This is a genomic window from Streptomyces aurantiacus, from assembly GCF_001418335.1.
GTDB lineage: Bacteria > Actinomycetota > Actinomycetes > Streptomycetales > Streptomycetaceae > Streptomyces > Streptomyces aurantiacus.
Genome location: NZ_LIPP01000110.1, coordinates 100,278 through 123,825, shown reverse-complemented (window position 1 = coordinate 123,825; position 23,548 = coordinate 100,278). Strand labels below are relative to the sequence as shown.

29 protein-coding genes are annotated in these 23,548 nt (G+C 71.6%); 21 read left to right on the top strand and 8 right to left on the bottom strand.

Annotation, left to right across the window (positions count from 1 at the left end; genetic code table 11):
• Window positions 1-60 precede the first annotated feature (60 nt).
• Window positions 61-606, top strand: coding sequence for a GNAT family N-acetyltransferase (locus AOK01_RS16245; protein ID WP_055512170.1), 546 nt, complete (start codon window positions 61-63; stop codon window positions 604-606).
• Window positions 603-1,511 (top strand): arginase family protein, encoded by a 909-nt coding sequence (locus AOK01_RS16240; protein WP_055512168.1) that lies wholly within the window; start codon window positions 603-605, stop codon window positions 1,509-1,511. Before AOK01_RS16245 ends, AOK01_RS16240 begins: the two co-directional genes overlap by 4 nt.
• A 32-nt stretch (window positions 1,512-1,543) precedes the next feature.
• Here AOK01_RS16240 and AOK01_RS16235 read toward each other — a convergent pair whose 3' ends face one another.
• Complete coding sequence (locus AOK01_RS16235) at window positions 1,544-1,897, bottom strand: VOC family protein (RefSeq protein ID WP_055512166.1); 354 nt, start codon at window positions 1,895-1,897, stop codon at window positions 1,544-1,546.
• Window positions 1,898-2,017: 120 nt separating this feature from the next.
• On the opposite strand from AOK01_RS16235, the gene AOK01_RS16230 reads away from it, so the two are divergent.
• Window positions 2,018-2,473 carry a phage holin family protein gene (locus AOK01_RS16230; RefSeq protein WP_055512164.1) on the top strand — a complete coding sequence of 152 codons (456 nt, stop codon included), beginning with the start codon at window positions 2,018-2,020 and terminating at the stop codon, window positions 2,471-2,473.
• A 95-nt stretch (window positions 2,474-2,568) separates the two neighbouring features.
• Here AOK01_RS16230 and AOK01_RS16225 read toward each other — a convergent pair whose 3' ends face one another.
• A complete protein-coding gene (locus AOK01_RS16225; protein ID WP_055512162.1) occupies window positions 2,569-3,450 on the bottom strand; it encodes an SDR family oxidoreductase in 882 nt (293 codons plus the stop codon).
• A gap of 87 nt (window positions 3,451-3,537) precedes the next feature.
• Between AOK01_RS16225 and AOK01_RS16220 the strand changes: the two genes are divergently transcribed.
• Window positions 3,538-4,116: a TetR/AcrR family transcriptional regulator gene (locus tag AOK01_RS16220; RefSeq protein WP_055512160.1), complete on the top strand. Its 579-nt coding sequence runs from the start codon at window positions 3,538-3,540 to the stop codon at window positions 4,114-4,116.
• A gap of 52 nt (window positions 4,117-4,168) precedes the next feature.
• Here AOK01_RS16220 and AOK01_RS16215 read toward each other — a convergent pair whose 3' ends face one another.
• Window positions 4,169-5,134 carry an LLM class F420-dependent oxidoreductase gene (locus tag AOK01_RS16215; RefSeq protein ID WP_055512158.1) on the bottom strand — a complete coding sequence of 322 codons (966 nt, stop codon included), beginning with the start codon at window positions 5,132-5,134 and terminating at the stop codon, window positions 4,169-4,171.
• Between the two features lie 229 nt (window positions 5,135-5,363).
• Between AOK01_RS16215 and AOK01_RS16210 the strand changes: the two genes are divergently transcribed.
• The 12 genes from AOK01_RS16210 to AOK01_RS16155 all read left to right on the top strand — a co-directional run bounded on the left by AOK01_RS16210 (window position 5,364) and on the right by AOK01_RS16155 (window position 13,548).
• Entirely contained in the window at window positions 5,364-7,208 is a 1,845-nt protein-coding gene (locus tag AOK01_RS16210) for a transketolase (RefSeq protein WP_055512156.1), read from the top strand.
• The gene (ligD, locus tag AOK01_RS16205) at window positions 7,205-8,188 is read left to right on the top strand and encodes a non-homologous end-joining DNA ligase (RefSeq protein WP_055512154.1); all 984 of its coding nucleotides are present in this window, start codon (window positions 7,205-7,207) and stop codon (window positions 8,186-8,188) included. The genes AOK01_RS16210 and ligD overlap by 4 nt, the downstream gene beginning before the upstream one ends.
• Before the next feature lie 60 nt (window positions 8,189-8,248).
• Window positions 8,249-8,629: a gas vesicle protein GvpO gene (locus AOK01_RS16200; RefSeq protein ID WP_055512153.1), complete on the top strand. Its 381-nt coding sequence runs from the start codon at window positions 8,249-8,251 to the stop codon at window positions 8,627-8,629.
• 73 nt (window positions 8,630-8,702) lie between these two features.
• Window positions 8,703-9,155, top strand: coding sequence for a gas vesicle structural protein GvpA (locus tag AOK01_RS16195; protein ID WP_055512150.1), 453 nt, complete (start codon window positions 8,703-8,705; stop codon window positions 9,153-9,155).
• Window positions 9,152-9,910: a GvpL/GvpF family gas vesicle protein gene (locus tag AOK01_RS16190; RefSeq protein ID WP_055512149.1), complete on the top strand. Its 759-nt coding sequence runs from the start codon at window positions 9,152-9,154 to the stop codon at window positions 9,908-9,910. The genes AOK01_RS16195 and AOK01_RS16190 overlap by 4 nt, the downstream gene beginning before the upstream one ends.
• A gap of 27 nt (window positions 9,911-9,937) precedes the next feature.
• Window positions 9,938-10,204: a gas vesicle protein GvpG gene (locus tag AOK01_RS16185; protein ID WP_055512147.1), complete on the top strand. Its 267-nt coding sequence runs from the start codon at window positions 9,938-9,940 to the stop codon at window positions 10,202-10,204.
• On the top strand, window positions 10,201-10,809 hold the full coding sequence (locus AOK01_RS16180) for a hypothetical protein (protein ID WP_055512145.1): 609 nt from the start codon (window positions 10,201-10,203) through the stop codon (window positions 10,807-10,809). The genes AOK01_RS16185 and AOK01_RS16180 overlap by 4 nt, the downstream gene beginning before the upstream one ends.
• Complete coding sequence (locus AOK01_RS16175; RefSeq protein ID WP_055512143.1) at window positions 10,802-11,911, top strand: SRPBCC family protein; 1,110 nt, start codon at window positions 10,802-10,804, stop codon at window positions 11,909-11,911. Before AOK01_RS16180 ends, AOK01_RS16175 begins: the two co-directional genes overlap by 8 nt.
• Window positions 11,908-12,267, top strand: a complete 360-nt coding sequence (locus AOK01_RS16170; protein WP_055512142.1) for a gas vesicle protein — start codon at window positions 11,908-11,910, stop codon at window positions 12,265-12,267. The genes AOK01_RS16175 and AOK01_RS16170 overlap by 4 nt, the downstream gene beginning before the upstream one ends.
• Entirely contained in the window at window positions 12,264-13,040 is a 777-nt protein-coding gene (locus tag AOK01_RS16165; RefSeq protein ID WP_055512141.1) for a GvpL/GvpF family gas vesicle protein, read from the top strand. Before AOK01_RS16170 ends, AOK01_RS16165 begins: the two co-directional genes overlap by 4 nt.
• Window positions 13,037-13,225 (top strand): gas vesicle protein, encoded by a 189-nt coding sequence (locus AOK01_RS16160; RefSeq protein ID WP_055512139.1) that lies wholly within the window; start codon window positions 13,037-13,039, stop codon window positions 13,223-13,225. The genes AOK01_RS16165 and AOK01_RS16160 overlap by 4 nt, the downstream gene beginning before the upstream one ends.
• 32 nt (window positions 13,226-13,257) lie before the next feature.
• Window positions 13,258-13,548, top strand: coding sequence for a gas vesicle protein K (locus AOK01_RS16155; RefSeq protein ID WP_055512138.1), 291 nt, complete (start codon window positions 13,258-13,260; stop codon window positions 13,546-13,548).
• 108 nt (window positions 13,549-13,656) lie between these two features.
• Here the strand turns inward: AOK01_RS16155 and AOK01_RS16150 are convergent, their stop codons facing one another.
• Both AOK01_RS16150 and AOK01_RS16145 read right to left on the bottom strand, forming a co-directional pair.
• Complete coding sequence (locus AOK01_RS16150) at window positions 13,657-14,475, bottom strand: class I SAM-dependent methyltransferase (protein ID WP_055512137.1); 819 nt, start codon at window positions 14,473-14,475, stop codon at window positions 13,657-13,659.
• Between the two features lie 164 nt (window positions 14,476-14,639).
• Window positions 14,640-16,130, bottom strand: coding sequence for a bifunctional phosphatase PAP2/diacylglycerol kinase family protein (locus AOK01_RS16145; protein ID WP_055512136.1), 1,491 nt, complete (start codon window positions 16,128-16,130; stop codon window positions 14,640-14,642).
• Window positions 16,131-16,211: 81 nt separating this feature from the next.
• Here AOK01_RS16145 and AOK01_RS16140 point away from each other — a divergent pair, with 81 nt between their 5' ends.
• Entirely contained in the window at window positions 16,212-17,831 is a 1,620-nt protein-coding gene (locus AOK01_RS16140; RefSeq protein WP_055512135.1) for an ABC-F family ATP-binding cassette domain-containing protein, read from the top strand.
• Window positions 17,832-18,002: 171 nt separating this feature from the next.
• Complete coding sequence (locus AOK01_RS16135; RefSeq protein ID WP_055512134.1) at window positions 18,003-18,230, top strand: DUF6158 family protein; 228 nt, start codon at window positions 18,003-18,005, stop codon at window positions 18,228-18,230.
• 64 nt (window positions 18,231-18,294) lie between these two features.
• Here AOK01_RS16135 and AOK01_RS16130 read toward each other — a convergent pair whose 3' ends face one another.
• Window positions 18,295-18,840 carry a type 1 glutamine amidotransferase domain-containing protein gene (locus tag AOK01_RS16130; protein WP_055512133.1) on the bottom strand — a complete coding sequence of 182 codons (546 nt, stop codon included), beginning with the start codon at window positions 18,838-18,840 and terminating at the stop codon, window positions 18,295-18,297.
• Between the two features lie 104 nt (window positions 18,841-18,944).
• Entirely contained in the window at window positions 18,945-19,373 is a 429-nt protein-coding gene (locus AOK01_RS16125) for a CBS domain-containing protein (protein WP_055512132.1), read from the bottom strand.
• Between the two features lie 328 nt (window positions 19,374-19,701).
• Here AOK01_RS16125 and AOK01_RS16120 point away from each other — a divergent pair, with 328 nt between their 5' ends.
• A complete protein-coding gene (locus AOK01_RS16120) occupies window positions 19,702-20,496 on the top strand; it encodes an RNA polymerase sigma factor SigF (protein ID WP_055512131.1) in 795 nt (264 codons plus the stop codon).
• 98 nt (window positions 20,497-20,594) lie between these two features.
• On the opposite strand, the gene AOK01_RS16115 is transcribed toward AOK01_RS16120, so the two are convergent.
• Window positions 20,595-21,776 carry a GAF domain-containing protein gene (locus AOK01_RS16115; protein WP_055512130.1) on the bottom strand — a complete coding sequence of 394 codons (1,182 nt, stop codon included), beginning with the start codon at window positions 21,774-21,776 and terminating at the stop codon, window positions 20,595-20,597.
• 112 nt (window positions 21,777-21,888) lie between these two features.
• On the opposite strand from AOK01_RS16115, the gene AOK01_RS16110 reads away from it, so the two are divergent.
• Together AOK01_RS16110 and AOK01_RS16105 are read left to right on the top strand one after the other, a co-directional pair.
• Window positions 21,889-22,605 carry an ANTAR domain-containing response regulator gene (locus AOK01_RS16110; protein WP_055512129.1) on the top strand — a complete coding sequence of 239 codons (717 nt, stop codon included), beginning with the start codon at window positions 21,889-21,891 and terminating at the stop codon, window positions 22,603-22,605.
• Window positions 22,606-22,796: 191 nt separating this feature from the next.
• Window positions 22,797-23,522: a hypothetical protein gene (locus AOK01_RS16105; protein WP_055512128.1), complete on the top strand. Its 726-nt coding sequence runs from the start codon at window positions 22,797-22,799 to the stop codon at window positions 23,520-23,522.
• Window positions 23,523-23,548 lie beyond the last annotated feature (26 nt).

Below are 23,548 nucleotides of genomic sequence, written 5' to 3'. Positions count from 1 at the left end.
CAGAGCCCCACCGACCCGCAGGACCCCCCCCACACCCAAGCGGAGCGCTACCGTGGCGGGATGCCAGGCACCACCGCATACCTCGCCGAAGGCCCCCGCACGGGCATACGCCCCATCACCCGCGAGGACGTCGCCGAGTTCACCGCCCGGGTGCGGGAGAGCAAGGCCCTGCACCAGCCGTGGCTCTTCCCGCCCGGCGCCCCCGCCGCCTACGCCTCGTACGCGGGGCGGCTGATCGACGATCCGACGAAGGCCGGGTTCCTCGTCTGTGAGAAGGACGGCGGGGGGATCGCCGGGTTCATCAACATCAACAACATCGTCGAGGGCGGCTTCCTGTGCGGGGCGCTCGGGTACGGGGCCTTCGCGCACGCGGCCGGGCGCGGCCTGATGAGCGAGGGGCTCGGCCTGGTCGTGCGGTACGCGTTCGACACGCTAGGCCTGCACCGGCTGGAGATCAACGTCCAGCCGGACAACGCCGCCTCGATCGCGCTGGCCCGCCGCTGCGGGTTCCGTCTTGAGGGGTTCTCGCCGGATTTCCTCTTCATCGACGGGGCCTGGCGGGACCATGAGCGCTGGGCCCTCACCGCGGATATGGTCCGAACATGAGTGCCCCCCGGAATCTCGTCGTCCTGGACGCCCCCTCGAACCTCGGGCTCCGGCCGCCCGCCCCCGGTACGGTGCCCGGCTGCCACAAGCTGGCCGGCGCCCTGCGCGACCAGCGGATCGTGCGGCGCCTGAACGCCCTGGAGGGCGGCGTGGTCGTACCGCCGCGCTACGACCTGGGCGACTGGCAGGAGGGCGACGGCGTCTTCAACGCCGCCGCGCTCGCCGCCTACACCCGCCGGCTCGCCGACCGCATCGAGGCCCATGTACGGGCCGGTGAGCTGCCTGTCGTCCTCGGCGGGGACTGCTCCATCCAGCTCGGCGCCTCACTCGCGCTGCGCCGCATCGGACGCTACGGCCTCACGGCGGTGGACGCCTCGCACGACTTCCGCCACCCGGGAAATTCCGACCGGATCGGCGCGGCGGGCGGCGAGGAGGTCGCCCTGGCCACGGGGCGCGGCCAGGACGACCTGACGGACCTGGAGGGGCTCAAGCCCTATCTGCGTGACGAGGACGTACGGTTCTTCGGTATCCGTGACGCGTTCGAGGACGACCGGGCCGAACTGGACGCCCTGAAGATCCCCACGGTGACCGTCGGCGACATCCGGAAGTGGGGCGCCGACGCCGTCGCACGGGCCACCGCCCAGGCCTTCGACGTGCCGGACCTGGACGGCTTCTGGGTGCACCTCGACGCCGACGTGCTCGATCCGTCCGTGATGCCCGCCGTCGACAGCCCCGACCCCGACGGACTGCTGCCCGACGAACTTCTCGCGCTGCTGCGGCCGTTGGTGCGCTCCCCGCACTGCGTCGGCTTCAACGTCACCATCTACGACCCCGACCTGGACCCCGAGGGAACCGCCGGCGCCCTCCTGGCCGACCTCGTCGTCGCGGCCTTTGGGCAGTCCTGACCGCGCGCGACCGTGCTGCCCGGCGGCTGAACCTACTGGGCGACGCGGCGGTCCACGTACTCGTACACGTAGCCGTCCGGATGCATGGCGATCAGGTTGCGCCCGGCGGGGGTTGCCACCGGGCCCGCGAGGACGTGGGCGCCCGAGTCGGTGAGGACCCGGTTCGCTTCGTCGACGTCCTGCACGGCGATGGTCGCCGAGACCTTGCGGAGCACTTCCAGTTCCGCTTCCGGGCCGCTCATCAACAGGAAGCAGCCGACGGCGGCGACGGAGACCCCGCCGCGCTCGAAGCGGAGCGCGGGTCCGCCCGCGAGTCTCTCGTAGAAGGGGACCGCAGTCTCCAGGTCGTCGACGCAGATGCGCAGCGTGGCTCCCAGAATGTCCATGTGGACGAGCCTAGTTGGGGCGAGCCGGGAAGGAGATCGTTTCGTCCCGATCCCCTGCCCCGACAACCGCGCCCCGTCCGGCAGGCGTTACGTGCCGGGGGCCACGGGTACCCGGCGGGCATGGACCGCATCGACCGCATGGAACATCTGGACAAGCACCTGGCCGACGAGTTGGCGCGGGTGGCCCGTGACGCCGTACGCGAGGAACTGCGTGAGCAGGCCCGCGTACAGCGGCGTACGGCCGCGCTGTACGCCGCGTCCGGTGCCGTCGCCCTGTACGCGGGCGCGGCCCTCGCGCTCACGGTCGGTCTCGCTCTCGCGCTCGGCCTGCCCGACTGGGCCGCCGCGCTGATCACCGCCGTCGTGCTCGCCGCGCTGGCCTACGCGCTGCGGAACGCGGCACGGCCGTCGGCGTCCCGGCCCGCGCCGGAGGGAGCCGCCGTTCCGCCGATGCCGCCGGTCGCTCCCCGCAATGTGCCCGGCGACGTGAGCGGATCGGCCGGGGCCGGCGCACCGGCGGCACCGGGCACGGGCGTACCGACCGATCCCGCGGCACCGCACAACGGGCCGCGGTGAACCGCTGACCGGGGCCACAAGGGTGTGGCCCCGGTCTTCGCCGCTCGGGCGCCTGCGGGCGCCCGCAGGCGTGCTTCAGTTCAGGGCTGGATGTTTCAGGGCTGGATGTTCTCCAGGTCCTCAAGGAGGCCGGGGTGCGTCGGCTGCCAGCCGAGGGCGTCGCGGGTGCGGGCGCTGGACGCCGGCTGATCCATGGCGAAGATCGGGCCGAACGGTCCGAAGTTCTCCTGCGGCACCTCCTCGACCGGCAGGCCCAGCCGGCGGCCGACGACCGCCGCGATGTCCCGCACGGCGTCGCCCTCGTCGGCGACGGCGTGCCAGGCGGTCCCGGCCGGTGCCGACTCCAGGACCATGCGGAACAGGACCGCCGCGTCGAGCGCGTGCACGGCCGGCCAGCGCTGGGTGCCGTCGCCCGGGTGGCCGGCCACCCCGGTGCGGCGCGCCGCGTCGGTCAACAGGCCGGCGAATCCGCCCCGGCCCTCGTTGTGGACCGTGCGCGGCATCCGGACGGCCGTGCTGCGCAGACCGCGCGAGGCGAGGTCCAGCAGTGCGGTGACCGAGCGGCCCCTGCCGGCCACCGGTCCTTCGGTCGGCAGCGGATCGGCCTCGGTGGAAGCGCGCCCCGGCACCCAGGGCGTACCCGAAACCGTGACGATCGGGCGGTCGCTCCCGATGAGTTCCTGTCCCAGCGCGGCGAGAGCGGCGCTCTCCTCGGCGATGGCCTGCGCGAGGGCGTCCGGACCGCTGTAGTCGCGTCCGAACGCCAGGCTGATCACGCCGTCGCACTGCGCGGCGCCGGACCGCAGGACGCCGAGGTCCGCCAGATCTCCTCGCAGCACCTTGGCGCCCGCGCTCTCAAGGGTCCGCGCCGAGCCGTCCGAGCGAGCCAGTGCGAGGACGGTGTGGCCGTTGCCGAGCAGTTCGGCGACGACGGCGGAGCCGATGGTGCCGGTACCTCCGGTGATGAAGACATGCATGAGCTCTCCCTGAAGTGATGGGACCATTGTCCCATCACTCACCCTACACAGTGACGGGACAACGGTCCCATCATCTATTCTGATGCCATGAGCAGATGGCAACCAGGTGCGACCCAGCGACTCGTCGTCGCGGCCGTCGACCTGTTCACCGAGCAGGGGTACGACGCCACCACGGTGACGCAGATCGCCGAGCGCGCCGGCGTCACCAAGAGCACCTTCTTCCGGCACTTCTCCGACAAGCGGGAGCTGCTGGTCGCCGGTCAGGAGACGCTCAGCCGACTGCTCGCCGACGGCATCACCGAGGCACCCGCGAGCGCCAGCCCGCTCCAGGCGGTGGCGGCCGGACTTGAGCGCGCGTCCGGCGCCATGGGACCGACGAACCGCGAACTGGGCCCCCGCCTCAAGGCGGCCGTGGCGGCCAGCACCGAACTCCAGGAGCGCGACGCCCTCAAGAGCGTCGGGCTCGCGGCCGCCATGACCGCCGCGCTCGTCGCCCGCGGAGTCCCCGACCCGACCGCGCATCTCGCGGGCGAGCTGGGAGTCCTCGCCTTCAAACGGGGCTACGCCCAGTGGTCCGAGAGCGACCGTGACGACGAGGAAGGGCTCGCGCCCCACGCACTGGCGGCCTTGGAGGACCTGCGCACGGCCACCGCGTCGCTGGGCTGATCGCCGAGATGCCGCCCGGCTCCCCGTTCCGCCGTACCCGCTCGCTCAGGGGTCAGGGGATCCTCTCCTGGAGCCGCGGCAGCACCTTCGTACGGTAGAAGTCGAAGAAGCCGCGCTGGTCGGGGCCGATCTGGTTGACGTAGACGTGGTCGAAGCCCGCGTCGGCGAAGGCTGCGAGCGCGGAGACGTGCTCGTCGAGGTCGTCCCCGCACACCGTGTTCTCGCTGATCATCTTCTCCGTGACCAGCGGCTCCAGCTGCTCGAAGTGCTTCGGTGAGGGGAGCACCTGCCCCATCTCGCCGGGCAGCAGCTGGTTGGACCACAGCCGGTGGACCGTACGCACGGCCTCGTTGCGGTCCAGGCCGTAGCAGACCTTCGTTCCGCCGCTCACCGGCTTCGTACCGCCGCCGCCCCGCCGGAACTGCTCCACCATCGACTCGTCCGGCGCCATGGTGACGAAGCCGTCGCCGACCCGTGCCGCGAGAGCCGTCGCCTCGGGGCCGAAACCGGACACGTCGATCGGCACGGGCTCGTCGGGGACCGTGTAGAGGCGGGCGTTGTGGACCGTGTAGTGCGGCCCGGAGTGGTTGACCTCCTCGCCGGTGAAGAGCTTGCGCATCACCTGGACGGCCTCCTCCAGCATCTCCAGACGGATGTGCGTGGGCGGCCAGGCGTCGCCGAGGATGTGCTCGTTCAGCGCCTCGCCGCTGCCGACACCGAGCCGGAAGCGGCCCTCCGTCATGACCGCGCTGGTCGCCGCCGCCTGCGCCACCACCGCCGGGTGGATCCGGACGGTCGGACAGGTCACCGCCGTCGTGATCGGCAGGGACACCGCCTCCGACAGGGCGCCGATCACCGACCAGACGAAGGGGCTCTGGCCCTGCGCGTCGTTCCAGGGGTGGTAGTGGTCCGAGATCCACAACGACTGGAACCCGGCCTGTTCGGCCATCCGCGCCTGCTCGACGAGGTCCGAGGGGCCGAACTCCTCGGAGGAAAGAAAATAGCCGTATTCGGGCATGTCGCACCTCACCTCCGTGACGGCACTGACGGCACTGTCAGGGCCGTCCTGCGGGTATCCCCGGGGCCTGGCGCGAAACGCGGCCGACCGGGGGGCACGACGTTTGGGCACCCCGGCCAGGGGGACGCGGAAGGCCCGGTCCCGGGCCCAGTCCCAGTGCCACTGCCCGTCCCCGTCCCCGTCCCGGTTCCGGATCCCGGACCCCCGTACCTCCCGTGGAAGGAACACCATGAACACCCCTCTCACCGAACTGGGGCAGCAGCTGCGCGTCGACAGCGTGCGCGCGGCCGCCGCGGCGGGCTCCGGGCATCCCACCTCCTCGATGTCCGCCGCCGACCTCATGGCCGTCCTGCTCGCCCGGCAGTTCCGCTACGACTTCGGGCGGCCCTCCCATCCGGGCAACGACCGCTTCGTACTCTCCAAGGGACACGCCTCGCCCCTGCTGTACGCCGCGTACAAGGCCGCCGGGGCCATCGACGACAGCGAACTGCTGACCTTCCGCACGCTGGGCAGCCGGCTCGAAGGGCACCCGACGCCGCGCCGCCTGCCATGGGTGGAGACCGCCACCGGATCGCTGGGCCAGGGACTGCCCGTCGGCGTCGGCATCGCCCTGGCCGGCAAGCGGCTCGACCGGGCGGACTACCGCGTGTGGGTGCTGTGCGGCGACAGCGAGCTGGCCGAGGGCTCCGTCTGGGAGGCCGCCGAGCACGCCGGGTACGAGCAGCTGGACAACCTCACCGCGATCGTGGACGTCAACCGGCTCGGCCAGCGCGGCCCGACCCGGCACGGCCACGACCTCGACGCGTACGCCCGCCGCTTCCAGGCCTTCGGCTGGCACACCGTCGAGGTCGACGGCCATGACGTCGACGCCATCGAGCGGGCGTACGGAGAAGCAGTGTCCACGGCCGGACAGCCGACCGCGATCCTGGCCCGCACCCTCAAGGGCAAGGGCGTCGCGGCCGTCGAGGACCGCGAGGGCCTGCACGGCAAGCCGCTGCCCGACGCCGACGAGGCGATCGGGGAACTCGGCGGGGTGCGCGACCTGCACGTCGAGGTCCAGCAGCCGCCCGACGCGAGGACGCCGCACGCGGCGAGCGCCGGACACCTGGAGCTGCCCCGCTGGGAGACCGGTGACGAGGTCGCCACCCGTGACGCGTACGGCAAGGCGCTCGCCGCGCTCGGCACCGCGCGCGAGGACGTCGTCGCCCTCGACGGCGAGGTGAGCGACTCGACCCGCGCCGAGTTCTTCGCCAAGGAACACCCCGACCGGTTCTTCGAGTGCTACATCGCCGAACAGCAGCTCGTCGCCGCCGCCGTGGGGCTCGCCACGCGCGGCCGGGTGCCGTTCGCGTCGAGCTTCGCCGCGTTCCTGACCCGCGCCCACGATTTCGTCCGGATGGCGGCGGTCAGCGGCGCGGGCATCAACCTCGTCGGCTCGCACGCGGGCGTCGCCATCGGCGAGGACGGGCCCTCGCAGATGGGCGTCGAGGATCTGGCCATGTTCCGGGCGGTGTTCGACTCGACCGTGCTCTACCCGTGCGACGCCAACCAGACGGCCAGGCTCGTCGCCACGATGGCGGACCTGGAAGGCATCCGCTATCTGCGCACCTCGCGCGGCGGCATGCCCGTCCTGTACGGCCCCGACGAGGAGTTCCCCGTCGGCGGCAGCAAGGTGCTGCGGGCCTCGGAGGACGACCGGCTGACCGTCGTCGCCGCCGGAGTGACCGTGCACGAGGCGCTGAAGGCCGCGGACGCGCTCGCCGCCGACGGCATCCCCGTGCGGGTCGTCGACCTGTACTCCGTCAAGCCCGTCGACCTGGAGACGCTGCGTGAGGCCGCCGAGCGGACCGGCTGCCTGCTCACCGTCGAGGACCACCACGAGCAGGGCGGCATCGGCGACGCCGTCCTGGACGCCTTCCTCGACGGCCGCCCCACACCGCGCCTGGTCCGCCTCGCCGTACGCATGATGCCCGGCTCGGCCACCCCGGCCGAGCAGTTGCACGCGGCCGGCATCGACGCCGAGTCGATCGTGGCCGCGGCGAAGCTGCTGGTCGAGAACGCCGTCGTGCGATGACCGCCGGCGGCGCCCGGACCGTACGCGCGGGCCGGCGCACCGTCGAGGTGCACCGGCCGGACAAGGTGCTGTTCCCCGGCGGGGGAGGGGCCAAGGAGTACACGAAGGCGGACCTCGTCGCGTACCACCAGGAGATCGCCCCGTTCATGCTGCCGCACCTGCGGGGGCGGCCCCTGATGCTGGAGCGGTACCCGGACGGGCTCGACGGGCCCAGGTTCATGCAGAAGAACGTCCAGGGCCACTATCCGGACTGGATCGGCCGGGTCGAGGTGCCCAAGGAGGGCGGCACGGTCCTGCACCCCGTGTGCGAGGACACCGCGACCCTCGTCTACCTCGCCGACCAGGCCTGCCTGACCCTGCACCGATGGCTCGCCCGCGTCTCGACCGGCGGTCCGGCCGACGGGACGTCCGGCGATGCGGCCGGCGATCCGTCCGGCGGTGCGGTCGACCGGCCCGACCGGCTGGTCTTCGACCTCGACCCCGCCACCGACGACTTCGAACCGGTACGCGACACCGCCCGGCTCCTCGGTGAACTCCTCGACCAACTCGGCCTGCCCGCCGCCCTGATGACCACCGGCTCGCGCGGACTGCACGTCGTCGTAGCGCTCAACGGGCGCCACGACTTCGACGAGGTGCACACCTTCGCCAAGGACGTCGCCGACACGCTCGCCGAGGCACACCCCGACCGGCTCACCACCCAGGCCCGCAAGAAGGACCGCGGTGACCGGCTCTATCTGGACATCCAGCGCAACGCCTACGCCCAGACCACGGTCGCCCCCTTCACCGTCCGCGCCAGGCCGGGCGCCCCGGTCGCCATGCCCGTCACCTGGGAGCAGCTCGACGAACCGGAACTCGGCCCCCGCCGCTGGACGATCGCCGACGCGCTCGACCAGGCCCGCACCGAACCCTGGTCGGGGCTGCCGCGCGGCGGGCGCGCGCTCGGGCCCGCCAGACGCCGGCTGGACGCCCTGCGCGGCTGAGCCACGGACACGCGCAGGTTTGGTCAACGTTCGCCGGGCCACTCGGAGTTGGAGGTGGCCATGTCGAACACATCCAAGACATCCAATACATCCGACACATCCAACACATCACGCCCACAGAGTTCACCGGACTCGGCCAAGGGCAAGCAGCACGACACGACGGACGACGAGCTGGGTCCCATGGACGTACTGCGCCAGGCGCGCGGACAGCTCGCCGAACTGACCGGCATGACGGCCGAGTCGGTGTCGTCGTTCGCACGCACCGAGGACGGCTGGACGCTGGAGATCGAGGTCCTGGAACTCGTCCGGGTCCCCGACACGATGAGCCTGCTCGCGAGCTACGAGGTGACCCTCGACCCGCGCGGCGAGCTCACCGCGTACCGGCGGGTCCGCCGTTACGAACGCGGGCGGGCCGACACACGCAGGATCGGCGGCCGGTAGACCGCCTACCCGCCCGCACTTCCGCACATCACAACAGACTTCTCATCCCAACAGGCAAGGAGGGCCGGTCGGCATGACCGTTGTCCCGGCACAGCAAACCGGTGGTGGAGGCGGCTCCAGCGGCCTCTACGACGTACTGGAGCTCGTTCTCGATCGGGGGCTCGTCATCGACGCCTTCATCCGGGTCTCCCTCGTCGGCATCGAGATCCTCAAGATCGACGTCCGTGTCGTCATCGCGAGCGTCGACACCTATCTGCGCTTCGCCGAGGCGTGCAACCGGCTCGACCTGGAGGCCGGGCCCAAGCGCAGCCCCGGACTGCCCGACCTGGTCGGTGACATCACCGAGTCCGGCGCGCGCGGCAAGTCCAAGGGGGCGCTGTCCGGCGCCGCCGAGACCATCTCGGACGCGTTCAAGCAGTCCCGCGAGCAGTCCCGTGAGGAGCCGCGTGAGGAGTCCCGGTCCGAGTCGCGGCCGCGGGCCCGCAAGTCCACCACCGCCTCGCGCCGGAAGGAGGAGCAGGAGTGAGCACGTACGTCTACGGCATCACCGCCGGTTCGCATCCTGCGCTCCCCGACGGCATGGGAGGCGTCGGCGACCCGGCACAGGAGGTGCGCGTCATCAAGGAGGGCGACCTCGCCGCCGTCGTCAGTGACGCGCCCGAAGGACTGCGCCCCAAGCGCAGGGACCTGCTCGCCCATCAGAACGTACTGGCCGAGACCGGTGCGGGCGGTCCGGTGCTGCCCATGCGGTTCGGCAGTGTCTCGCCCGACGACGCGGCCGTGGCCGGCGTCCTGGCCGAGCGCGGCGACCACTTCAAGGAGCGCCTCCGAGCGCTGGCGGGCAAGGTCGAGTACAACGTCAAGGCCACACACGACGAAGAGGCCGTCCTGCACCGGGTGATGTCCGAGAACCCGGAGGTCCGGGCCCTCACCGAGGCCAACCGGGCCGCGGGCGGCGGCGGCTACGACGACCGGCTGAGGCTCGGCGAGATGGTGGTCGCCGCGGTGAAGAACCGCGAGGCCGAGGACGCCGCCGAGATCCAGCAGGCCCTGGAGCCGGCCGCCGCCGCCGTGAGCGCGGGGCCGGAGTCCACCGGATGGCTGGCCAACCTGTCGTTCCTCGTGGACCGCGAGTCGGCCGAGACGTTCATCGCCACCGTCGAAGAGGTCCGCAAGGGACACCCGCATCTCGATCTGCGGGTCCACGGACCGCTGCCGCCGTACAGCTTCGTCGAGCCGGGCCCTTCCGAGCCCGCTGAGCCCGCCGAGACGGACAACTGAGACAGCCGAGGCGGAGGAGTTGAAGGCATGGGGTTGATCGGAGAGGTCCTGATGCTGCCGTTCGCCCCCGTGCGCGGCAGCCTCTGGGCGATGAAGCAGGTGGTGAACGAGGCCGAGCGTCAGTTCTACGACCCGGCGGCGGTCCGTGCCGAGCTCGGCGCTCTGGAGGAGCGCCTTGAGGCCGGCGAGATCGACGAAGCGGAGTTCGACCGGATGGAGGACGAACTCCTCGACAGGCTGGAGGTAGCCATGACCAGGGGTACGGGAACGGGCGACAACGGGACGACACGATGAACCGACTGGGGCTCGGCCTCGCCGTAGGGGCCGGATACGTCCTCGGACGTACCAAGAAGATGAAGCTGGCGTTCGCCGTAGGAACCATGGTGGCCGGCAAGCGGATGCACCTCAGCCCACGGGCGCTCGGGGAACTGGTCACCCAACAGCTGCAGAACAATCCGCAGTTCAAGGAGATCGGGGACCAGCTGCGCCAGGACCTGCGCGGGGTGGGCAAGGCCGCCTCCGGGGCACTCGTCGAGCGGCAGATCACGGGTCTCGCCGACCGGCTGCACGGCCGGACCGCTCAGGTGAAGGACCAGCTCGCGGGCGTGGTCCCGGACGACGAGTACGACGAGTACGAAGACGAGTACGAAGAGGACGACGGGCGGGCTCCCGCGAAGAAGGCTCCCGCGAAGAAGGCCGCCGAGAAGCGGAGCCCCGCCACGAAGGCCCCGGCGAAGAAGGCATCAGCGAAGAAGGCACCCGCCAAGAAGACCGCGGCCAAGAAGACGGCGGCGACGGCCGCGAAGAAGGCTCCGGCCAAGAAGACAGCCGCGGCGAAGACGGCAGGGCGCCGCGTGCCGCGGGCCCGTACGACGAGGGGAGGCGGCGACGATGACTGACACCCTCGGGTCCGCGACCGAGCAGGCCAAGAGCAACCCGCTGACCTCCGTCGCCCGGAGCGAGGCGGCCGACCGGCTCAAGGCGGAGGTCCAGGCGTACCTGGCCGCCCAGACCCAGCGACTGCTGGTCGGAGTCGGACACAAGCTCGGCGAGACGACGGGCAAGCTCAACGACGTGGCGTCGGGCAACAGCCCCGGCTTCGCCAAGCTCGCTCTCGACGGCGGACGCAAGCTGGCCGACGGCAAGGGTCCGGTGAGGTCCGCGCTGGAGCTGGGCGCGGGCCGGGCCAAGGACGGCGTGGTGGGCGCGTTCAAGAACCTGACCGGAGGCAAGGGCAGGCGCAAGGGCGGTGCCGGCCAGAAGCCGACCGTCATCATCGAGTTCATCGACGTCGGTGTGCCGCTGCGCACGGCGTACGACCAGTGGACCCAGTACCAGGACTTCAGCACCTTCGCCAAGGGCGTCAAGAGCGCGAACCGCGCCGACGACACGTCGTCCGACTGGCAGATGAAGATCTTCTGGTCCAGCCGCAGCTGGAAGGCCCACACCACCGAGCAGGTGGCGGACCAGCGGATCAGCTGGACGTCGGAGGGCGCCAAGGGCACCACGAAGGGCGTCGTCACCTTCCACTCGCTGGCCGAGAACCTCACCCGCGTCCTGCTGGTCATCGAGTACTACCCCAAGGGGCTGTTCGAGAAGACCGGCAACATCTGGCGCGCCCAGGGCCGCAGGGCACGCCTCGACCTCAAGAACTTCGCCCGGTTCACCACGCTCAAGGGCGAGGCCGAGGACGGCTGGCGCGGCGAGATCCGCGACGGCGAGGTGGTCACGAGCCACGAGGACGCGCTCGCGGAGGAAACGGAGGAAACGGAGGAAGAGGCGCCTCCGGAGAACGAGGAGTCCTCCGAGTACGAAGAGGTTCCGGAGGACGAGTACGAGGATGAGGGCGAGGAGGCGTACGAGGAAGAGGACGAGCCGGAGGAGGCGGAGGAAGCGGAGGAAGCGGAAGCTGTCGCCGAGGACGCGGACGTGGAGGACGCGGACGCGGAGGACGTGGACGAACGTGAACGTGAGCCCGCCGGCACCCGGGGCCGTCGATGACCACGGCCCAGCGCTTCCCCGACCCCTACGGCCACGGCGGCGGCGCCAACCTCGCGGACATCCTCGAACGGGTGCTGGACAAGGGCATCGTGATCGCGGGCGACATCCGCATCAACCTCCTCGACATCGAACTGCTCACCATCAAACTGCGGCTCATCGTCGCCTCCGTCGACAAGGCCAAGGAGATGGGGATCGACTGGTGGGAGACCGATCCGCAACTGTCCTCCCGCGCCGGCCGCGACGAACTCGTCCGGGAGAACGCCGAGTTGCGCGCACACGTCGCCGAACTGCAGGGCACGCGTGCCGAGGTGCCCGCGCGTGAGCGTCGACCTTCGGAGGAGGAAGCTCAAGAATGAGTGGTCTGCGCTACGTCTACGCCGTCTGCCGCCCGTTCGGTACGCCCCTGCCGGCCCAGCTGACAGGGGTGGCAGGGGTGCCGCCCAAGCAGCTGGTCCACCACGACCTGGTCGCCGTCGTCGGCCACGTTCCGGAGGGCGACTTCGCCGAGGAGCCGCTGCGGGCCCACCTGGAGGACCTCGACTGGCTCGGCGCGACCGCGCGGGCCCACCAGAACGTGATCGACGCGCTCACCGTCGTCACCACGCCGCTGCCGCTCCGGCTCGCCACGGTGTTCCGGGACGACAGCGGCGTCCGGACGATGATGCAGGAACGGAAGGAGACCTTCCTGCGGACACTCGACCGGCTCGACGGGCGGGTCGAATGGGGAGTGAAGGTGTACTCGGAACCGGAACCGGAACCGGAACCGGAATCGGAACCCGGAAGGACCGGAAGGACCGGAAGGACCGGGTCGGGGCGCGACTATCTGCGGCAGCGGCGCAACCAGCGCAGGGAGCACGAGGAGAAGTGGGAGCAGGCCGAGCAGTTCGCGCGCCGGCTCCACGAGTCCCTTTCCGGGTACGCGGAGGACACCCGGATCCACGCCCCGCAGAACGCGGCGCTCTCCCGCGCGCCCGGCCGTAACATCCTGAACGCCGCCTATCTGGTGCCGCGCACGGAGTCAGAGGCGTTCGTGGAACTGGTGGACCGTACGAAGGACGACGCTCCCGGGCTGCGGGTCGAGCTCACGGGTCCCTGGGCTGCCTACTCGTTCAGCGGGGAGGACGCGTGACTGTCGTGGAACGCCGGGAGGTCGCCCTGGTCGACCTGCTCGACCGGCTGCTCGCGGGCGGGGTCGTCATCACCGGTGACCTCACCCTGCGGATCGCGGACGTCGACCTCGTACGCATCGACCTGAACGCGCTCATCAGCTCGGTGAACGAGAACGTGCCCGCGCCCTGGGACGACCTGCTGTGAACGGGGACGCGACAGCGAGGACCGCAGGGCAGGTGGCCGGGAAGGCAGGGCGCAGCCGTCTCGACCTCGAACCGGACACCGTGGAGCGGGACCTGATCAAGCTGGTGCTGACCGTGGTCGAGCTGCTGCGGCAGCTCATGGAGCGGCAGGCCGTGCGGCGGTTCGACACGGGTGATCTGTCGGAGGACCAGGAGGAGCGGATCGGACTGACGCTGATGCTCCTCGACGACCGGATGGCCGAGCTGCGGGACCGCTACGGGCTGCGGCCGGAGGACCTGAACCTGGACCTCGGGCCACTGGGCCCGCTGCTCCCCAGGGAGTAGGTCCGGCTGCGGGCCCGGTGGGGGCCGGCCGCGCAGTTCCCCGCTTTTCAGGGGCGCGGGGAACTGCGCGAGCAACCCCCACCGGGCCCGCAGGCGAAACTCAAGGCATCAGGTCGTCGGCTTGCGGCACAGGATTTCCCCGTGCAGGACCGAGAACCAGCCGTCCTCCGCCAGCCCCCACGCCCGCCACGCCGAGGCAACCGCCCGCAGCTGCTCCCCGTCGGCGTGACCCCCCTCCACGGCGAGCGCCGCGTACGCGGAGGCGACCGTGCGGTCCGCCCACAGACCGCTCCACCAGGCCCGTTCCTCGGCCGTCGAGTAGCACCAGGTACCGGCCGAGGCGGTGATGTCCTCGAAGCCGGCCGCCAGCGCCCAGGACTTGAGGCGCCGCCCGGCGTCCGGCTCGCCGCCGTTGGCGCGCGCCACCCGCCGGTACAGGTCGAGCCAGTCGTCCATGCCCGGGGACCGCGGATACCAGGTCATCGCCGCGTAGTCCGAGTCGCGGACGGCGACGAGACCTCCCGGCTTCGTGACCCGGTACATCTCCCGCAGCGCCTGCACCGGGTCGCCCACGTGCTGGAGCACCTGGTGGGCGTGGACGACACAGAAGGTGTTGTCCGGACAGTCCAGCGCGTGGACGTCCGCGACGGCGAACTCGACGTTGCGCAGGCCTCGTTCGGCGGCCGTGGCGCGCGCCTGGTCCAGAATGCCGGGCGCGTGGTCGACGCCGGTGACGTGTCCGTCCGGGACCAGCTCGGCCAGGTCGGCGGTGATGGTGCCGGGACCGCAGCCGATGTCCAGGATCTGCATGTGGGGCTTCAGCGAGCCGAGGAGGTAGGCCGCCGAGTTGGCGGCCGTGCGCCAGGTGTGCGAGCGCAGCACGGACTCGTGGTGGCCGTGCGTGTAGACGGCGGTCTCCTTCGGCATGGCGGCGTCCCCTCAACTCGTACCGGACCCCGCGGAGCGACCCCGCGGCGGATACGGGTCAAGCTACGCCGCCATGTCGGATGATGAGACCCACGTCTTGCGATACGGACTGACGAGTAGTCACCCTTCGCTTGCTTGAGTTTCCCGCATGAGTTTTCGGTGGCTCAGCGGCGCATGCTCGGCCGGTAGACCGTCAGTGCCTCCGGGAGCTTCTGGATCGTCACATCGCCCCCCATCGTGGTGACTTCGCCGTCGAAGGCCAGCAGGGTGCCCGGCTCCACGCCCTGCACACGCAGGCCGCCGACCCGGACCGCAGAGTGCGAGGACGAGCGGGTCAGCGGTCCGGCCGCGGCAGCGGCGAAGAGACGCAGGGCCGGGAAACGGCCGCCGTGCACGACCCGCACGTCGAGGCGGCCGTCCGCGAGGTCGTGGCGGCGGGCGGGCAGCGGTCCGGTCCGGTGGTAGGTGCCGTTTCCGGCGAACAGGAGCCAGAGCGGCCGTTCCTCGCCGTCGAGCTCGGCCCGCAGCGGATGCCGGCCGGCGCGCAGGACGCGCAGAGCCGCGACCACTCCGGCCGGCCAGCCGCCGATCCGCTTCGACCAGCGGTTCCGCTCGCGCACCAGCTCCGGGTAGACACCCAGGCTGCACGTGTTCAGGAAGAAGCCCTCCTGGTCACCGGCGGAGAACCGGCCCACATCCACCCGTACGGCCTCGCCCTCCGACAGGGCACGGCTCAGGCCGCGTACGTCCTCCACGCCCAGATCCTTGGCGAAGTGGTTGAGCGTGCCGCCCGGCAGCACGGCGAGCGGGAGGCCCTGGCGCAGCGCCACCGTGGCGGCGGCGTTCACCGTGCCGTCGCCGCCGCACACCCCCAGCACCTGGGCGCGGGCCGCGGCCTTCTCCAACTCGGCCCGCAGCCGGTCGGGTTCGCACTCCACCAGCTCGGCGAGCGGCAGGGCGTCACCGAGGGCGCGCATACGTTCCGAGGTGCCGGCCGCCTTGTTGACCACGAGCACCAGGCCCTCCCCGTCCCGCAGGGCGGGCACATCCGCGCGCGGACGCCCCGGGGACGGCAGCTGGCCACGCGTCGGCACGAGAGCGCGTACGGCGAAGGCGGTGCCCACGCCGAACGCCGCCCCGGCGAGTACGTCGCTCGGGAAGTGCGCGCCCGTGTAGATGCGGGACAGGGCCACCCCGGCGGCCACCGGGGCCACCACCGCGCCGAGCGGGCCGGACTCCAGGGCGACGCCCGTCGCGAAGGCCGCCGCGGACGCCGAGTGACCCGAGGGGAAGGAGGTGGTGATCGGCTGCCGCTTCAGCTGCCGCATCAGCGGCACGGTGTCCAGCAGGGGGCGCGGGCGGCGCACCGAGCGCTTGCCCACCGTGTTGATCGTGGCCGAGGCCACGGCGAGCGAGGCGATACCGCGGACGGCCGCGCGGCGCGCCCGCGGCGAGCCGGTCGCCGCGAGGGCCGCCGCCATGCCGAACCACAGCACCCCGTGGTTCGCGCCCCGGCTCAGCCTCGGCAGCAGCGGGTCCGCGCCCGGCCAGTGCCGGGCCGCGACCGCCTCGAAGGCGCGGAGGTCCAGGGCCAGCAGCCGGTCGCGCAGGGTGTGGCCGGGCCCGGGGGCGGTGAGGTCTATGTCTGCGGTCATGCGTCATCTTGTACCCCGGCAGGCCCGTACCCCGCATATCCGTTTGCTCCCTCACCCGTCCGCCCCGGACAATGCGCGACCATGGGACATCTCGAAGCCGCGCACCTGGAGTACTACCTTCCCGACGGGAGGGCGCTGCTCGGCGACGTCTCCTTCCGGGTGGGCGAAGGGGCCGTGGTGGCGCTCGTGGGGCCCAACGGCGCCGGGAAGACGACCCTGCTGCGGCTGATCTCGGGAGAGCTGAAACCGCACGGCGGCACCGTCACGGTGAGCGGCGGACTCGGTGTGATGCGCCAGTTCGTGGGGTCCGTACGGGACGAGACGACCGTGCGCGACCTGCTCGTGTCGGCGGCACAGCCCCGCATCCGCGAGGTGGCCCACGCCGTGGACCGCGCCGAGCACGCCATCATGACCGTCGACGACGAGGCCGCGCAGATGCAGTACGCGCAGGCACTCTCGGACTGGGCCGAGGCCCAGGGGTACGAGGCCGAGACGCTCTGGGACATGTGCACCATGGCCGCGCTCGGCATGCCGTACGACACGGCGCAGTTCCGCGAGGTACGGACCCTGTCGGGCGGTGAGCAGAAGCGGCTCGTCCTTGAGGCGCTGCTGCGCGGCTCCGACGAGGTGCTGCTCCTCGACGAACCGGACAACTACCTCGACGTGCCCGGCAAGCGCTGGCTGGAGGAGCGGCTGCGGGAGACCCGTAAGACGGTCCTGTTCGTCTCCCACGACCGGGAGCTGCTCTCCCGCTCGGCCGAGAAGATCGTCAGCGTGGAGCCGGGCCCGGCAGGCGCCGACGCCTGGGTGCACGGCGGCGGCTTCGCCACGTACCACGAGGCCCGCCGCGAGCGCTTCGCGCGCTTCGAGGAGCTGCGGCGGCGCTGGGACGAGAAACACGCCCAGCTCAAGAAGCTGGTGCTCACCCTGCGCCAGGCGGCCTCCATCAGTCATGAGCTGGCCTCGCGCTACCAGGCCGCGCAGACCAGGCTCCGCAAGTTCGAGGAGGCCGGGCCGCCGCCGGAGCCGCCGCGCGAGCAGGACATCACGATGCGCCTGCACGGCGGACGCACCGGCGTACGGGCCGTGACGTGCAAGGGGCTGGAACTCACCGGGCTGATGCAACCCTTCGACCTGGAGGTCTTCTACGGCGAACGGGTCGCCGTGCTCGGCTCGAACGGCTCGGGCAAGTCGCACTTCCTGCGGCTGCTGGCCGGCGGCGAGGTGGCGCACTCGGGGGAGTGGAAGCTCGGCGCGCGGGTCGTGGCCGGCCACTTCGCACAGACCCACGCACACCCCGAACTGGAGGGGCGCGTCCTGCTCGACATCCTGTGGAGCGAGCACGCCCAGGACCGCGGCGCCGCGATGTCACGGCTGCGGCGGTACGAGCTGACGGCCCAGGCGGAGCAGCGGTTCGACCGGCTGTCGGGCGGCCAGCAGGCCCGCTTCCAGATCCTCCTGCTGGAACTGGAGGGCTCCACGGCGCTGCTCCTCGACGAGCCCACCGACAACCTCGACCTGGAGTCCGCCGAGGCCCTTCAGGAGGGGCTTGAGGCCTACCAGGGCACGGTACTGGCCGTCACCCACGACCGGTGGTTCGCTCGCGCGTTCGACCGCTATCTGGTGTTCGGCAGCGACGGGCGGGTGCGGGAGACGACGGAGCCGGTGTGGGACGAGCGGCGGGTCGAGCGTGTCCGCTAAGCGCGGTGGCGGGTTTTGTGGCACGTGCCGCGCCGTGGGGGCTTGTCGCGCAGTTCCCCGCGCCCCTTAAAGGGGCGTGCCCCTCCGAGGGGCGCCTTGGGGTGAGGTGTTCGTAGAGTGGGGGTGTAGGGCCGGACTTACACCGACGGACGTGATGATCGGGGTACCACCATGACCGGAGTCGACCCGAGCCTCCTCGACGAGCAGCAGTTGATGCGAGAGCTGGAGACGATCCACCGCACCCGTCACGACACCCTGCTGCACGGTTCGAACGACGCCCTGCGCGCCCACAACATCCGAATGGCGGAACTGGAGGGCGAGTATCTGCGCCGCAACCCGCGCCGCCCGGTCGCCCGGGGCAGGACGCGTGCGGGGGCGCGGGAACGCGGAGCCGAGTAGCTGAGTAGTCGGGTGGCCGAGCAGTCGAGCAGTCGAGTGGCCGGACAGGGGATGCCGGGTCGGGTCAGCCCTGCTTGCGCTTCTGGAACTCCGGCACGAACGCCTCGCAGAACGCCTTGAGGTCGTCCGGCTTGCGACTCGTGATGAGTGTCGAGGGTCCCGCGCCGCAGACCGACACCTGCTCGTCGACCCAGGTGGCGCCCGCGTTGCGGATGTCGGTGCGCAGACTCGGCCACGAGGTGAGGGTACGGCCGCGGACCACGTCGGCCTCGATGAGCGTCCACGGGGCGTGGCAGATCGCGGCGACCGGTCGCCCCTGCTCGAAGAAGTCACGCACGAACGACACCGCCTGCTCGTCCATGCGCAGCGCGTCCGGATTGGCCACGCCGCCGGGGAGTACCAGGCCGTCGAAGGAGTCGGCCGAGGCCTCGCCCACGACCTGCTGCACAGGGAACTGGTCCGCCTTGTCGAGATGGTTGAACGCCTGGATCTGCCCCGGCTCCGTCGACAGCAGCACGGGTTCGTCACCGGCCTCGACGACGGCGTGCCAGGGATCGGTGAGTTCGATCTGCTCGACGCCCTCCGGCGCCATCAGAAACGCGATACGCATGAGATTCCAGTCCTTCCGTTCTGCGCGGCTCTGTCCTGCGCGGCTCTGTTGTATGGCGACTCGAACCTGACGTCACCCGGGCCTGACGTCACCCAGGTCTGACGTCACCCGGCCCCGGGCTCCGGTGCGGCGCGGCTGATCTCCGCGAGGGCCGAGTCCGGGTTCTCGGAGATCGCGAGGTCGCCCAGGCTGACCATGCCGATCGCGTGGCCGTCCTCGACGACCGGCAGGCGGCGTACGGCGTGCTCGCGCATCACCGCGACCGCGACCGCCACCGAGTCGTCGGGGCCGACCACCACCGGGTCCGGAGTGCAGACCGCCTCGGCGCTGACCGTCAGCGGGTCGGCACCGTTCGCGACGGCGCGCAGTGTGATGTCACGGTCGGTCAGGACGCCGATGAGCCTGCCGTCGCCGGCCACCAGGACATCGCCGATGTCCTGGGCACGCATGAGCTGAGCCGCTTCGACGAGCGAGGCGTCCGGACGGACCGAGACGACGACAGGCGTCATGACTTCCCTCACGAAAACAGCCATGCTGTGGACCTTTCCAGCGCTCTCCGGCCGCTGCGGACCGGGGATACGGGACCGCGGGCCACGTCGGTGTGACGTCGACGTGGCCCGCAGTACCCCTGAGACGGCGGGCTAAGCGTCCGGTGCCGGACGCGGAGCGGACGACCGGCTCCGGCCGGCTCCCGTGTTTGCTCCGCGACGTGTGGGGCAGGCGAATACCCAGTGCTTCGGACAGGAGGCACGTCCGTGGGAATGGTGTGTCCCCCGCCCACGGGTGTGCCCGTCCGGCTCAGGGGTGCGCTCCCACGGTTGACCACCAACCAAGGCACCCCTCAAGGGAGTTGCACGCACCATGCGAACTCACGCGAGCGCCGGGCACCACCCGCACGACGACGCCCCCGACACCACGGCGGACTTCCGCGAACTCGCCGCACTGCCTCCTGGCCGACGGCGCGACGACCTCCGCGACCGGATCATCGAGGCCTGGCTGCCCATGGCGGAGCGGCTGGCCGGCCGGTTCCGCAGCCGCGGTGAGAGCTTCGAGGACCTGCGGCAGGTCGCGGCGCTCGGCCTGGTCAAGGCCGTCGACCGCTACGACCCCGAGCGCGGGAACGCCTTCGAGAGCTACGCCGTGCCGACCGTCACCGGTGAAATCAAGCGTCACTTCCGCGACCACATGTGGACCCTGCACGTGCCGCGCCGGGTCCAGGACCTGCGCAACCGCGTCCGCTTCGCCCGTCAGGACCTGTCCCAGACCATCTCAGGGCGTCAGCCCACGATCGCTGAGATCGCCAAGCAGGCGCAGCTGAGCGAGGACGACGTACGCACCGGTCTTGAGGCACTGGAGAGCTTCACGGCGCTCTCGCTGGACGCCGAACTGCCGGGCAGCGAGGACGGATACTCGCTGAGCGACGCGCTGGGCTCGGCCGACCCGGCCATCGACGTCGTGATAGACCGCGAGGCGGTCAAGCCCCGCCTTGAGGCTCTGCCCGAGCGTGAACGGGCCATCCTGTACATGCGGTTCTTCCGCGACATGACCCAGAGCCGCATCGCCGAACAGCTCGGCATCTCGCAGATGCATGTCTCCCGACTGATCAGCCGGTGCTGCGACCGGCTGCGGGACCAGGTGATGCGGGACGTCGCGTAACGCCTACGGCGGGTTCGCGGAGGGGCGCGTCCGAAGGCCGGTGGTCGGCTGCGGGTCGTCGTTTTCTGGTCGCGCAGTTCCCCGCGCCCCTCTGAGGCCTAGCTGTGGGGGGCGTTCTTCAGGGCCTGGGCCAGGTGGCGGGACATCATGTCCATTGCCTGGGCCTCGGCCATGGAGAAGGCCGGGCGGGCCGCTGTGCGGAAGAGGGTGAGGACTCCCTGGACGGCGCCGTCGACGGTCAGGGGGACGCAGAGGAGCGATGTGACGTCGGCGCGGACCAGGACGGGCGCGCCGGCGGCGTCGTGGCCGAAGGCGTCGGGGTCCTCGGGGCGTATCTGAAGTGCCGTGGAACCACCCCGTGCCGCCTCGACGACCAGCGGACACGACGCCGGGTCCTGCGCCTCAAGATCCTGCGCCTCCAGATCCGGGGCCCGCAGCTCCGACTGGTCCGACTGGTCCGGTAGGTTCGCCCGGTCCGGCTGGAGCGAGGGGCCGAGGACGGTCGTGCGGCGCAGCCGTGCGGCCCCCACGTCGGCCACCACCCAGTCGGCGAACCGCCCGTGCAGCACCCGCGCCGCCCGCTCCAGTACGGCGGCCCGTGACCCGGTGGGCCCGGTCAGCAGGGCCGTGGTCATCATGTCCAGGAGGTCCATCAGCGCCGCGTGCCGCGTCGTCTCGCCCAGGTCCGGCACCGGCCCTGGGCCGTTCTCGGCCGACGGCGCCCGGGCCCCGGCGGTCTGCAGCACCACCAGTACCGCCGTACGCGGCTCACTGCTGGGCCGCAGCCCGGTGAGCGTCGCGTGTACGGGCACGGACGGACTCTGCTGCAGATGGACGGTGAGGCTCCGGTCGCCGTCGCCCCGTGCCACCGCCGCGGTCTGCGAGCGGAGCGCGGCCCGGTCGGCGTGCGCGAGGAAGCCGGTGAACGGACGGCCTGTCGCGTAACCCGCGCGCACCCCCGTGAGGGTGGTCGCCGCGAAGTTCAGCCTGCGGACCACCGTCTCCCGGTCGATCAGCGCGACAGGCAGCGGCAGCCGCTGGAAGATCACTTTGAGGAGCTGCTGTTCCTGACGGTCGGCGGACGACGTGTCCGACGCGCCCCTGGACGTCAGCCGCTCGTACCGCGGCCACAACTGGTCGGCCACATGGCCGAGTTCGAAGATGGCGGCGTCCAGCACAGCGGTCAGGTCGTCGGCGGGAACACTCCGTGCCGCTTTCAACTCCGCGACACGGCGCACGAAATCCGCGAGTTCCTCACCGAACTCCTCCGTCTGGGCCATGTGATGAACGTAGCTCGTCACATGGCGCTCCGGGACGGCGGTACCGGAACCGTGGTGCCTCGTTTCTCACCCGGTCGAGAGGGAAGGCGCAGGCAAGAGGAGGTACGCAGAAATGCCGGACAGCGAACATCTCGGCCACCGTGGGACACAGTCCCCGGAATCCGCCCTCCCGGGGCGTCGGATGTCGGAACTCGCCGAGCAGGTCGTCCGCTGGACCACGGACTGCTGCGGTGCGGGTACCACGGTGTCCGACGGAGGTACGGAGCGGCCGGCCGCGGTGACCCACCCGGACCTCGCGACGCTCGTCTCGATGCAGCTCCTTTCGGGGGAGGGCCCGATCCCCGCCGCCCTGGAGCACGGTGGACCCGTCGAGTCGGGCGACCTGCTGCGTGAGGAGCGCTGGCCGCAGTACCGGGCCATGGCGCTCGACGCGGGCGTGCGGTCCAGCGTCACGCTGCCCTTCCGCCGTGCAGGCCTGACGGTGACCCTCAGCCTGTACAGCTTCCGAGCGGGCGGCCTGGAGGACGCCCCGCACGGCCCGGCCCAGGCTCTCGGCGCCCTCGCCGCGACCGGTCTCGTCCGCGACCGCTCCTACCGCGCGGCCCTCACCGAGGTCGACCAGCTCGGCGCCGCCCTGCGCACGCGCCCCGTCGTCGACCAGGCGTGCGGCATCGTCATGCATGTGCTGGGCTGCGACGCGGACGCCGCCTTCACGGTCCTGCGCCGTGTCTCACAGGGCTCCAACCGCAAGCTGGCCGAGGTCGCCGCGGCCATCGTGGAGACCCGTGGCCGCGGACTGGAACAGCAACTGGCCTCCTTGGCGCACTGAGACGTGCACGGCCGCGGTGGTGCCGTGTCACCCGCTCGGGCGTCCGCATGGCACGAATGGTGTCCGGCCGCGCGCGCCGGGGCCGCGGGCGGGCTCTGATGGGCTGCGGGGCATGCCGGTCGTGCCCCGCCTCCGCCGCCGTACCCGGGCGTGGGGGGTCCCAGCCGACGGCCGAAGGAGAACCGAGTCCCATGCCGCTGAGCCGTACCGCTCGCGCACTGTCCGCCACCGCCTTCACCACCCTCGTACTCGGCGCCGCCGCGACGGCCGCGACCGCGAACTCGGGGGCCGAGGTCAGCCCGCGCACGGTGGCCCCCGGCGGCAGCGTCACCATCTCCGTCACCTGCGAATCGGCCGGTGGACACCCGCCCGAGACCATCGACGCCACCTCCCAGGCCTTCGAACACGGCACCGTGCGACTGCACAAGGCCGCAGGCAAGGAAGGCGGGGACCCGGCAGGCGTCGACGGTCCGGGAGGCGTGGATGGTCCGGGCGGCGTCGATGGTCCGGCGGGCGTGGACGACCCGGCCGGCGTCGACGATCTGGGGGGCCATGACGACCCGGCGGGCAAGGAGAAGCCACAGGGCGGGCATGTCTACAGCGGCACCGCCCGTATCGCGCCCACCGCCAACTTCCAGGACGGCGGACCCGACAGCGTCGGCAGGACCTCCGAGTGGAGCGTCGACGGCGTCTGCCCGGGGGCACACGGCGGCGAGGGAAAGCAGTGGAGCGCGTCCTTCACGGTGTCCCTCGACAGTTCCCGCGGTACGGAGGGCCGGCACGGCGTGCACGCCGGTGAGGGCGGTGCCTTCAACGACTCCACGACCGCCCTCGTGTCCGGCGGTGTCCTCATCGCGGGCGCGTTCGGCGCGGCCGTCCACAAGCTGCGCCACCGGGAGACCTCCTCGAACCGCTGAGTCGGCGAAGCGGGTGACGGCGTACT